Here is an 11,725-nt window from a genome sequence, read left to right as displayed (position 1 = left end):
GCTTTCGGCCCGCCACCTAACTGTCTACGCTTAAAGACTAAAGTTACCTTTAGCCCTCCAAGACTCGCTACGAGCGAATGGCTAGTTCTTACTCGACGGGAATCCCACCCGTTATATGATACGACCTAGGCTCGGCCGCACACCTGCCCGATAGTTTAAGTGAAATACTTCACAAAACAATCTAGGAACAATATTCTTACTCGTACTGTGCCCTCCGCAATTTGGCCTGTTTGTTGAATATGAAATAAGTCCTTGATTTGAAAAAGCCTTTGCTTTATTTAAAAAAGATTGTTTTGACAGGTTTATTCTATTTATAAGTACCTTTGTATTAGCCCCATTTTGTCATGCACCCAAATTTCATTATTGAATAAGCTTACTACCTAAAAATTCTCAACCTTTCTTATTAAAATTTAATTGAATTCTATTCATGTATTAATCAACATTCTGAATAATCATAATAAATACAGTTATCTAAGTTATTATTAAAATAGTTTAGGAGGGAACCCATGTCTAAAGCTAATAAAAAAGGTTGGTACTTTCTTGTTGCAGTAGTAGTTGCCGTCATTATTTTTATTGGTTTTTCAAACTACATAAACCGGTCAACTCTTGATGAAAGTCTAAGGCAAGCCATGAAAGATAAAGGTACAAAAATGATTTCGTATTCCCTTTATTCGAAAACTGGATCTTTAATTGGTGCAGATCTGATTTATTTAGTAAAAGGGACAAATGGAAAACAGTATCATATAGAGGTGGACCATAATCATTTGGTCGTTTCCGCAATCCAAATAAATTAAATTGCAATGGGAGCAAAATTCTTTACAATAACAACTCAGTGTAAAACACTATATCTGTATGTTTATCGAACAAGAAAAGGGCTGCCAAAGCAGCCCCTATTCTTCAACATAAGCACCCATTACTTGAAGAAAAAATGTAACCTGTTTTTTATTGACTGGGAGCTAATAACATAACCGAAACACCCACTAAACATATGCCTGCTCCAATCCAATCATATTAAGCAGGTGTTTTTTTATCTATGCCCCATCACCATAACACCGAAAGTACTATAAATACTCCTCCATTGTTCAAATGACATATACACCCATAATAAAATTTCACCTTTATCTTTTCATTTTTTATATAAGAATTAAGAGATGCATCCATCTAGTCCCAATCTTAAAGTAGTATTGGTCGAAAAAATACCCCAGTATGTAAATAGATTAAAATCTAATTAGATTTTGATCATTTCGTTGACTCATAAATATAAGTTTGGCTAAAATTAAATCATTCTAAATGATAGAGATTATCATTATCGTTTGTATTTGGGAGTTGATCAAAGTGTTAAGAAAAATCTTTAATCTCAAGACCTTTCTTATAACTGTTGCGTTAGCAGTGTTGATTGGTGTTATTATATGGCAAGGAGTAAATTATCATGGTAATCCGGATCCTACAGCAAAAAACATAACACCAGGTGCAGCCATTATTAATACTGCTATCCTTGTTTTTCGAGAAGGGTTAGAAGCTATATTAGTGTTAGCTGCTATAATTTCTGGACTAGTACGTAAAAAGGAAGACTCTGTATGGAAACCTATCTCAATAGGTGCTGGTGTTTCATTCTTAGCTACCATAGCCACTTGGTTCATTGTTGTAGCTATCATCTCAGCAGTGAACGCATCTGAATTAAATATTCAAGCTTTTACTGGTATTTTAGCAGTGGTTGTTTTACTTATTATTATGAACTGGTTTTTCCACCAAATTTATTGGACTGGATGGATAAAACTCCATAATCAAAAGAAACAAAAAATCACTTCAAATAAAGGGGAAATAGTTCAAGCATCTACGTTTTGGTCCCTTTTCATTCTAGGTCTAACATCTGTTTATAGAGAAGGATTTGAAGTGGTTCTATTCCTACAGAATTTGAGATTAAAAGCAGGATCGGAAATTGTTCTTCAAGGAGCTTTAATTGGTTTAGCATTAACGATGATCGTTGGCGTTCTCACATTTTTAGCCCAACGTCGTTTACCTCATAAAAAGATGTTAGTGTTTACCGGTGCTCTTTTAGTAATAGTCCTAGCAGTAATGGTGGGTGAAACTATTCAAGAGATGCAATTAGCAGGTTGGATGAGTACAACCACAATTAGTAATCTTTATATACCTAATTGGGCTCAAGTTTGGTTCTGTATTTTTCCAACGGTAGAAACTTTATCATTTCAAGCACTAGCAGTTATTTATGTATTAGGTTCTTATTTTGCACAACGGTATATAACAAAAAGAAAAGCAATTAAGAAAAAATTAATTGCGTCTTAAAATAAAAGCATTAGATTAAAAAATTAGAGCAACTTTCAAAAGCGTTGCTCTTTTTTTATTTCATACGAATTTGTTCTTTAAGTATTCTGCCCCGTTAGTCGAATAAGAAAAGGGACCGCCGTAGCCATCCCCCTCTTTAACATAAGCACCCTATAGTTTAAGTATTTACTCTGGAAACTCTTGGTTTAATGCTTCCAAGAATATGTTGGCTATTCCATTAGGGTTTCCATTTTGCGTTGCTTCTACTGTGTACCAAGAATATTCCAAATCGTGAATAATGATAGGTATTTCTTTGTTAAAAGTATTAATAATAACTTTATTATCATGTAATCTTTTTGATACATCAGAAACTACCTGCAATAGGTCATAAAATCCGTTTGGTCCTTTTCCAATATAATTATCATCCTCATCAAACATTAGTGTTTCGTCCTCGTAGCCAATATCATTTATGCCATTTTCCTTATACCATTGTAATAATATGTTTGTCGATTCTTCATCTCTAATAACTGCAGGAGGAGCAATGCGAAAAGCAAGGAATTTCTACTACTTATATTAACAATACCGAATTGAATTTTTAAGAATATTCTTTAGAAATCCATGTTTGCACATATGTTAAAAATATTTGCGCAGAAGTTGAAAGCATTGTTGTGTCTTTGACGGCAACCCCTAAATCTCTATATGATGGAATTTCTAATTCTTTATATACTACCTTGCGAGAAGTATTCTTTAATACTAACTCAGGCAAAATACTAATTCCTAACCCTTTTTCAACCATAGCAATAACTGCATAATCATCTTTTTCGACAAAGTGAACATTTGGCGTTATTTGATGAATTGTAAATATCTCTGATATCTCATCATCCGCACCTTCATAAAGTTTTATGTATGGATATTCTGATAAACCTGAGATTGGAAAAAATGCATCATGTGCACGAGGATGATTTTCAGGCAAAACAACTACTATAGGGTCTCTTCTTAGGAATATCGTCTTTAACTGCTTATTAGCGGGCACTCGAACAAAAGCGCAATCGAGTCTCCCATCCATAAGCCACTTTCCATTTTCTTGATACGTACCATGTAATAATTCAAATTGAATTTTTGGAAAGTCCAATCTAAAATTCTTTATCATGCCCGGAAGCCATTGTGCTGACACACTAGTAAATGTTCCAATTCTGATTAGACCTGATTCTAATCTATGTATCTCGTCTAATTTGTTATTCAGATTATGTTGACGATTCAATACTGCCTGAATATATGGTAATAGTTGCTTACCATCTGAAGTAACAGTAGCACCTGAACGATCACGGTTCAGAAGCTTCAGTCTGAATTCACTTTCCAATGCATTTAACATATGGGTGATCCCAGACTGGGTGTAACCTAGTGTCTGTGCAGCTTTTGTCAAACTCCCTAGTTCAATTGTTTTCAAAAAAGCCTCGTATTGTGAAATATTCAAATCAGTCCTCTCCTTCATGAGTAAATCTCATGATTTTCATTAGAAACATGATTTTTACTAATTTAATAATGCGAATTATAATGAAAACACAGGAAATTATCAAGAGACTAAGCGGTTTACAAAAGGATAAGGAAAAGGAAATACTACCGCTACACGCATGGCATACACGACCAGGTGAAAGTTAGATTATTTGTGTAATCCTCCAGATTTATTGCATGTTTCAACGCAGATTGTCTGGAAACAACGCGCACCACGTACCACGGCTGAACACCAATTAAAGTAAATGATGGAACCCAAAAATATAAAAATTAAATATTGTAGAAGTAAAGACGATTTTGTAGTAGTAAAAGGGTTATGAAATTACAAATTATAAACAACGAGGGAATAGAGATGAAAATACAATTAAAAGCTGATTTAATGCTACTAATGGTTACATTTTTTTGGGGTGCATCCATCTTACTTACAAAGGTTGGTCTCAAATACATAGAAGAATATAATTTAATCGCATTACGATTTATTATTGCTTTTCTTTTATCAGGTATAATATTTTACAAGCACTTAATCAAAATTGATTTTAAAACTGTAAAATATGCGTTTATATTAGCTTCTATTTTATTTATAGTTTATATTTTTGCGACTTTTGGAACAAAGTATACAAGTGTTTCTAATGCCGGTTTCTTATTGGGTCTCACAGTTATTTTTATTCCAGTATTATCATCTATATTTTTAAAGCAAAGACCTGAAAAAAAAATAGTATTAGGGATTGTTTTAACCATAGTAGGAATAGGATTATTAACGTTAAATAACGAATTAAAGATAGCTAATGGTGATATATTATGTATCTTATCTGCTTTATTTTATGCGGTTCATGTCATTGTTACAGGGACAATGACTAAGCATGTTAATTCAATTACTCTTGGGGTAGTACAACTAGGTTTTGTCGGCCTATTTAGTCTCATTTTCTCAATGTTTATGGAAACCCCAAAACTTCCTGACACTGTTGAATCATGGTTTTCAATCTTAGCCTTAAGCATATTATGTACAGCAATAGCTTTCATTGTTCAGGTTATTGCACAGCAATATACTAGCCCTACACATACGGGTCTTATTTTTTCATTAGAACCTGTTTTTTCAGCAGGTTTTGCTTTCTTTTTCACGGGTGAAACGCTCACATTTAATGGCTACTTAGGTGCATTACTCATATTATTAAGTGTATTAATTGCTGAGCTAGATTTTAAAAGTATATTTAAACTAAATTATAAAAATAATCTGGAATAGATATTTCGCCAAGGTAGATAAATAAACCTCTAAGACAATAAAAATCCCGTATTCGATCATTTTCAGCCGTTTTCGTGGTATCTCCTATTCGGGAAATACTGTAATATCCGCTGTGTAATTTGGCTCAAAAGATACTTTGAACAACACCAAGATGACGATGCCGCCATTTTTGTTACCGAACGGTATCCACACCGAATGAGTATTGCCCAACTGAGATATATCATCAAGTGAATTTCAAAAAGGGCAGACTTATATAAAACGATCCATCTACACCAGCTGAGGCATAGCTATGCTACTCACATGTTAAATAATGGTGCCCCTCTTGAAGTCATTCAGAGTTTATAAGGTCAATGAGAAAAGTGAGACTACGAGGATATAAACACAGTTAAGTGGGAGTTTAAGGCAAGAGCTTTATAAGAAGTATTTTTAAAAAGGGACCACAAAAAGCAATGCTGAAAAATGCATTGCTTTTTGTCAAGTCTTGCACCCTTTTGTTTAAGTGCTTTTCTTCACAATCTTTACTGTTTCATACTTTGTTTTGTCTTAAAGAAATCTCCACTCTTTTGTTCTTCATCTTCAGTTCCCCTATATAATTTTTTGTTCATATGTTGTAGTTTTGGTATATGTTTTGAACAGTGAATATATGCTTCATCAACTTTTACCATAACCCAACGTTCAGGCTTGTTTCCTTCTTTCTCTTTAATATCATTTATTATCTCTTCAGGAATATTAAATGAGCTTAATTCGCTGTTTTCGATAATAGCAGCCTTACCATTAACATGTAATCCTATGCTATTCTCAAAAAAATCTATAAACATTAGTCCTATATGGGGATTTTCAATGATGTTACCTAAACTTGCCATAACACCATTCCCTTTATATTCGGGAAATATTATTGTTTTATCATCAATAACACGTACAAAGCCTTTTGAGCCAGCCCTAAAAGAGGAGTCACAATTTCCATTCGAATCAGCCGTTGATATGAACATCATACCTTGTTTTGATATAAACTCAGTCATCTTATTGTTAAGGTAGTTAAGCATTTGATTTTCATAAAAAGAGGAAGCTCTCTTTGTTGTTCCATATTGTTCTTGAAGTAAATGTTCTCCTCTTGACATCGACTACATCCCTTTCAATTTTTGACTATTATTTTAACACATAGAATTAGAAATGGGATTGCCGCAGCAACCCCACTGTTCAACTCAAGCACTCGTTTGTTTAAGTGTAACAACTTCACAAAGATTCTTTTCCGCTAAACTCTAAAATATTTAAACCCTCGGATGCCTCTGGTGCTTCAAAAAATTTAGTAACATGAATAAACACCGCTTCCGTATCAAAAGCTGCTCTTTCGGGTTGTTCGTTACGCCTTTGTGCAATTTGACGTAAGCATTGCTCGTTATTTAGATTAAGGAAAATTAGTTGATGGTTTGCATTGACCTCTGACGCCATATCCAAAAACCACTTTCGCAGTTTTTTAGTGTTAGCAGGAAAGTCCATCACTACATCTGTACCGACACTTAATATGTTTTGGACATGCTTTTTGACCAACGGCTTGAGCTGCGCTGAAAATTTTAGATAGTCCTCAAATGCTGCAATCTGATTGGGATACAGAGATGAAAGCCATTCATCCTCTGACAACAGTACCGCTTGTTTATCTATCGCCAATTGTTTTGATTTAGTTGATTTTCCAGCTCCCATTTTTCCACAGAAAAAGTATAGCGTCCCCAATTGTTTCATATTTTTTAACCCCCTCCCGCTTATTTTAGTTTAAACTTTTTACTTCGTTAGTTCCCATAGACATTCTCCTCTTATAAATATTTACACGTTAAGATTTATATCTAATTTACATATTATACCAATAAAATTACAATTCTTAATTGAAATGGTTAAATAACTTATTATTAATAGTTTTATTACAAAGAAAAATCCTCTTAATGTTAATCCAAGATGAGAAAATGATTTTCTATCTTTTAACAAATGTACAATAAATACCACCCCCCGAAAATATCCATAATATTCCATTTATAATCAAAATAGGTGCATTAGATACATTTTCTAATTCTTGATGTACTTCAATAACTCTTGTAATACTAGGCAACTCTAGTTTCCTCCTGAGATTTCACAATTAAATTTTATTCTTTTTCGCTTTTGACAACTATTAGCTTTATACACCATTTACTTATGTATTTAATTATTTTTGCTTTAGTAATTGATCAACTAGTAGTTGAGACTTTAACCCTTCTAATCCATCAACAAGGGGTTGCTCATCATTTTGAATACAATAAATGAAATGCTGTACAGCAGCTTCAAAGCCACGTAGTTTTAAAGTTGTTTCCCATGAAGATGGAACTATTGTAGTTATTGCATTTTCTTCTTCGATTTCTGTTGTATTCATGTTTTTTACACGGATAATTGCTCCGTCTGTTATCAATTCTATTTGTTCTAAATTCGTTCCTGCTTTTCTATGCATAGCTGTGGTGAAAGATATATTTTGAGAGGATTCATACGTATGTTGCGCATATAAAAGTTGATTTTCATCGTTTGTATGAACAGTTCCATACAGCGCACTAAGATCTCCATCACCCAACCAACGTACTGTATCAACTAAGTGAAGATAATCATCTAACATTGTGAACTCATAAGAAAAAGGACCCACACTGTCCGTTCTGTGCTTTTCAACACATACCCAAGCTATTTTATTCGCTTTTTCCTTTGCTTTCACATACATTGGAGCAAAGCGACGATTAAATCCAACCATAAGCTTTCTTCCCAAGTTTTCACTTAATTCGACTAATTTTTCTGCTTCTGAAATAGATGCTGCCAATGGTTTATCGACATATACATCTATCCCTTTGTTAAGCAGTTCCGAAACCACTTCATAATGTGATTCAGTAGAGCTGTGTACAAACACGGCATCACACTCTTGAGCCAATACTGGTAAGCTATCAAAATCTTGTATACGATACTGATTGCAGATTGCCTTTCTCTTCTCTCTACTGGGTGAAAATGCACCCGCAAATGTCCAATCTGTTTCTTTTGAAAGAATAGGCAAATATGCTTTCTGAGCGATACCACCCAGTCCTACCATTCCGATTCTAGGTTTCATCAAATTAATCATCCTTTATCATAATTAGATTTGGTACCATAGCTATTTTACAACCTATATATGGTATAGACAGTGCTATGGTTAAAGAATTAGGTTCATAGCAATTAATTACAAAAAATCTATTTTAAAGAAGAATTATTTTTGTTCGGTGTAAAGATAGTATTAGTAAGAGCTTTTCGTCTTGATGATCAATGAGAGCAAGAATAGTGGTATTTTTTGCTCCATAAAAGCAACCAATGTAAAAGCATCCAGGTTGGTTATTTGGATGCTTTTTGTCTACAATCTGAGACGGACTTTAGATGATTGTTGAGAATATTACTTTTCTGTTGCTGTATTCCCATTTCAATAGAAATTCTATTCAAACTGTTAATTTGATTGATAATTAGAACAAGGTCAACATATTGTCTTTCATCATAATGTTCACGTACTCGTTGATAAAGCTCATCTGGCACACGTTTTGTCGGGATTAAAGTCACGTACTCTGTCAACTCAAGAGCTACTTATTCTGCATCTGTGTAAAATGTACACTCTCCAACCGTCAATGGAAAAGGAGTTGCCGTTATTACCCACCAATCAGTGTAGAACTTACCAAACTACCTTTTTTGATATGTTTTAGGTACTATCGTTTTGTTATGAAAAAAATTAAGCTATTTTTAAATAAAAATCCCCTTTAAATTAAAAATTTATTTTATCTATCTTTATCATGATTTAAATAAATAGGAATGAAAGACAAACCCTTTTCTTTTCTAACTTTTTCAGCTTCTTCTGGATTTCCGGCCTGAATTTCACCAAGAATACCAGATGTTTGTGATATGGCAACTTCTATAACCTTTGAATTTTCATGATTTTTCACTTTTCCAATTACAGTTCTATCAATTGAAAATTCTTTTGGATGTTTTTCAAGATATAAATCCATTTCTTTCATTTCATCATTCGACAGTGGTTCTGCTGTAAATCCATTTTCAGCTAACAATGCGTCTATATTTGGTTTTTCACTACCTTCCGCTTGTTTTTCTATAATTCCACTACCGAAGATTAATCCTGCTGACATGATTCCTACTCCCACTAAACCAAAGATTATTCTTTTCATTTTATGATATCCTTTCTATAGTCCATTATATATAAAGGGGATTTTATTATTTTTAATCATAATTTTGAGCATACAGATTATCACTGTTCATAACTTTAGAAAAGCATCTTAACAAAGAAAATGACACAGCCATTATAGTTACTGTGCCTTTTGAGTCCTTTGGTTCTCTCCAACGAAAAATGCAGCACAAAAGAGGAAGACTGTTCCTAAACCCACTCCACTATCATTGAAAAATCAAAGATATTCTTTATATGCTAACCCACCCGCAATCGAAGCGGCAAAAAACATAAGAAACATTACTGTATAGTTCTTTTTCATTTATTTACCGACCACATTTTACGGGTCTATTTTTTCATGCCCTTTTTCAGTTTTTATTTTCATGGGAGTTCAATAAGAAACTAGAATTTAATCAAATTTTTTACAAATAAAACCCTGTCTTGATTTGGTCCGTCATAGTCCGTATTTATTGATAGACCATCAACAATTCTATCTCCATCTTCAATTTCAAAACCCATCTTGGTATGATAAGCAATCGAAACTTTATTGACAGGTGACGTTACACAACGAACAATACTTCGATTATTTTGCTTTACCGCATCAAAAAATTTATTGTATAAATGTTTTCCAATATTATGCTTTCTGTATTCAGGATGAACTCCAACGAAATGAATATATGCCTCATTTGAATGAGTTTGAGAAAGGAATCCTATTAGAAAACCCACAAGTTTACCATCCTTTTCTGCAATGAAACTTGTTTGTGTAAAATGGTCAAAGAATAATTTTGGTAACATATCAGACATATTCCTGCCACCCCACCACTCATTGATTAGAGGTGAAATTACATAGTAGTCTGAACCTTCAACTAAACGAATTTCCATTTTAATTCTCCTGTTTATATAAAAATCTATTTAGACTAATATTAACATTAAAGTAAATTTTATATTATTCCTTATGCAACTAAACTGCCCCGTTAGTCGAATAAGAAAAAAGACCGCCGCAACGATCCCCATTCTTTACCTCTTCCACCCGTTAGTGAAATAAGAATTCCTTAAATTGTTCATCATAAAAGAAACATTAAATGGAGGATTTTATGATAAAAAGTCTTTTAATATTGTTTGCTTGCTTCACTCTTTTCTGTTATTCACCCGTGAAAGCAGAAGCGATAACTAAAAATGATGTAGAGTTGCGTGATGAACTAATCTTGAATTTGTTATTTCCCTCAATTGACAAAGAAATTAAGATACATTTCGGTAAACCGAAGCAGTATTATTGCGAACAAATTCTCCAAATCAAGAAGTTGGAACAAGGCAGCTACTACTTTGATGTCACCCTTCAGGTAACGACATTTAACGGTGCTCATAATCCGCCTTATGATTTAGTGACCATTAAGTTTAGCAATTTTCGTTCCCCATTTTGGCGGACCATTGATTTCAAAAGCAGAAGGCTAAAGCCAAACGAAATAACTAAGTGCAGGCATCCTTTGTAAAATAGGTGCTTATTCTTCTTTAATATTCTTCACTAACCTGCCCCGTTAGCATAATAAAAATGCTGCATCGATGGCAGCAGGATCTTCCATATAAGCACCAGTCTTAATTTGGACTACGACCAAAGTCGTATAACGATTTAGTTCATAGCCTGATGTAATATTCTAACCAAGACTTTATAATGATTAATGAATAAAGATTTGTTAAATATTACGATACAAAGAGGAGTAAATTTAAATGGAAAATAAGGGATTCAAAATATTGATTCATGCTAGTACTTGGTTTGCACCTATACTAGTTCCCATTATCACATATTTTATTATTTCAGATCGAGAAATTAAAAGCTTATCCTTACAGGCTTTGGTATTTCATATTGTGATTGGTATTTTAATCTCAGTGTCTGCTTTTTTTTCTTGGATATTAATTGGGATTCCATTCCTCATTATTTTTGGACTCATTGCTATAATAGCTCCGATTAATGGAATTGTTAAAGCAATTAATAATCGTCCTTTTCGATATCCTATTATTGGATCATGGTTTTGATTAAATCTAAACGAATCTAATCGTTTTAATGATGATGAATAGTGGTATTTAAATAACTTTACGATAATTCATGCGAATGTTAGCTCTGTAACGGATACTTGAAAAGAAAAGATATGCGGGTGCATTGCTTCAATAACGCTCTTCCATAAAAGGGCGCTATTCCGTAGTAATGATAAAAGTCCAAATTCTCAATTTTAATGTTGAGAATTTGGGCTTTTTGTATATATTTATAGTGCAAACTAGCATTAAAATAAGTGCAAATTACCTTCTAAAGTGACACCAATTATTAACCAAACAAATTCATTAAATTCGTAAATTCTTGTTCAACTAGTCGAGTAGAAGGGAGCCTTTCTACCTTCCGGTAGATTGTACTCCTCCCCCTCACAGAACCGTGCTTGCACTATTAATGCACACGGCTCCTCCTAGTTATCGTTTACAGACTGTAGCTAATCTCTTTTCTTAGATTC

General features: G+C 33.4%; 12 protein-coding genes and 3 pseudogenes. 6 read left to right on the top strand and 9 right to left on the bottom strand.

What is annotated here, in order from left to right; translation table 11 throughout:
• Positions 1–506 precede the first annotated feature (506 nt).
• On the top strand, positions 507–794 hold the full coding sequence (locus E2K98_RS29055; RefSeq protein ID WP_133340353.1) for a hypothetical protein: 288 nt from the start codon (positions 507–509) through the stop codon (positions 792–794).
• A 148-nt stretch (positions 795–942) separates the two neighbouring features.
• Here the strand turns inward: E2K98_RS29055 and E2K98_RS32480 are convergent.
• Positions 943–1,077: pseudogene (locus tag E2K98_RS32480) on the bottom strand (YnfA family protein); the annotation flags it as partial.
• Between the two features lie 258 nt (positions 1,078–1,335).
• Between E2K98_RS32480 and E2K98_RS29050 the strand changes: the two are divergent.
• Positions 1,336–2,304, top strand: coding sequence for an FTR1 family iron permease (locus tag E2K98_RS29050; RefSeq protein WP_235824968.1), 969 nt, complete (start codon positions 1,336–1,338; stop codon positions 2,302–2,304).
• Between the two features lie 165 nt (positions 2,305–2,469).
• Here E2K98_RS29050 and E2K98_RS29045 read toward each other — a convergent pair whose 3' ends face one another.
• Together E2K98_RS29045 and E2K98_RS29040 are read right to left on the bottom strand one after the other, a co-directional pair.
• Positions 2,470–2,721: a hypothetical protein gene (locus tag E2K98_RS29045; RefSeq protein ID WP_133340349.1), complete on the bottom strand. Its 252-nt coding sequence runs from the start codon at positions 2,719–2,721 to the stop codon at positions 2,470–2,472.
• A gap of 157 nt (positions 2,722–2,878) precedes the next feature.
• The gene (locus E2K98_RS29040) at positions 2,879–3,757 is read right to left on the bottom strand and encodes a LysR family transcriptional regulator (RefSeq protein ID WP_235824967.1); all 879 of its coding nucleotides are present in this window, start codon (positions 3,755–3,757) and stop codon (positions 2,879–2,881) included.
• A gap of 390 nt (positions 3,758–4,147) precedes the next feature.
• On the opposite strand from E2K98_RS29040, the gene E2K98_RS29035 reads away from it, so the two are divergent.
• Together E2K98_RS29035 and E2K98_RS29030 are read left to right on the top strand one after the other, a co-directional pair.
• The gene (locus E2K98_RS29035; protein ID WP_133340345.1) at positions 4,148–5,035 is read left to right on the top strand and encodes a DMT family transporter; all 888 of its coding nucleotides are present in this window, start codon (positions 4,148–4,150) and stop codon (positions 5,033–5,035) included.
• Between the two features lie 96 nt (positions 5,036–5,131).
• A pseudogene (locus E2K98_RS29030) lies at positions 5,132–5,414 on the top strand (tyrosine-type recombinase/integrase); the annotation flags it as partial.
• A gap of 139 nt (positions 5,415–5,553) precedes the next feature.
• Here the strand turns inward: E2K98_RS29030 and E2K98_RS29025 are convergent.
• The 6 genes and pseudogenes from E2K98_RS29025 to E2K98_RS29000 all read right to left on the bottom strand — a co-directional run bounded on the left by E2K98_RS29025 (position 5,554) and on the right by E2K98_RS29000 (position 10,109).
• Positions 5,554–6,153, bottom strand: a complete 600-nt coding sequence (locus E2K98_RS29025; RefSeq protein ID WP_133340343.1) for a pyridoxamine 5'-phosphate oxidase family protein — start codon at positions 6,151–6,153, stop codon at positions 5,554–5,556.
• Between the two features lie 115 nt (positions 6,154–6,268).
• A complete protein-coding gene (locus E2K98_RS29020) occupies positions 6,269–6,772 on the bottom strand; it encodes an AAA family ATPase (protein WP_133340341.1) in 504 nt (167 codons plus the stop codon).
• Between the two features lie 454 nt (positions 6,773–7,226).
• Positions 7,227–8,144 (bottom strand): Gfo/Idh/MocA family protein, encoded by a 918-nt coding sequence (locus E2K98_RS29015; protein WP_133340339.1) that lies wholly within the window; start codon positions 8,142–8,144, stop codon positions 7,227–7,229.
• 332 nt (positions 8,145–8,476) lie between these two features.
• Positions 8,477–8,671: pseudogene (locus tag E2K98_RS29010) on the bottom strand (carboxymuconolactone decarboxylase family protein); the annotation flags it as partial.
• A 158-nt stretch (positions 8,672–8,829) separates the two neighbouring features.
• Positions 8,830–9,192, bottom strand: coding sequence for a hypothetical protein (locus E2K98_RS29005; RefSeq protein ID WP_133340337.1), 363 nt, complete (start codon positions 9,190–9,192; stop codon positions 8,830–8,832).
• A gap of 437 nt (positions 9,193–9,629) precedes the next feature.
• Complete coding sequence (locus E2K98_RS29000) at positions 9,630–10,109, bottom strand: GNAT family N-acetyltransferase (RefSeq protein ID WP_133340335.1); 480 nt, start codon at positions 10,107–10,109, stop codon at positions 9,630–9,632.
• A 212-nt stretch (positions 10,110–10,321) separates the two neighbouring features.
• Between E2K98_RS29000 and E2K98_RS28995 the strand changes: the two genes are divergently transcribed.
• Both E2K98_RS28995 and E2K98_RS28990 read left to right on the top strand, forming a co-directional pair.
• Positions 10,322–10,717: a DUF3888 domain-containing protein gene (locus E2K98_RS28995; RefSeq protein WP_165976428.1), complete on the top strand. Its 396-nt coding sequence runs from the start codon at positions 10,322–10,324 to the stop codon at positions 10,715–10,717.
• A gap of 235 nt (positions 10,718–10,952) precedes the next feature.
• Positions 10,953–11,258, top strand: a complete 306-nt coding sequence (locus E2K98_RS28990) for a DUF4870 domain-containing protein (RefSeq protein ID WP_133340331.1) — start codon at positions 10,953–10,955, stop codon at positions 11,256–11,258.
• Positions 11,259–11,725 lie beyond the last annotated feature (467 nt).

This window comes from Bacillus salipaludis, assembly GCF_004358205.1.
Note: the sequence above shows the minus strand (reverse complement) of the source record. Positions and strands in the feature narration are given on the sequence as shown.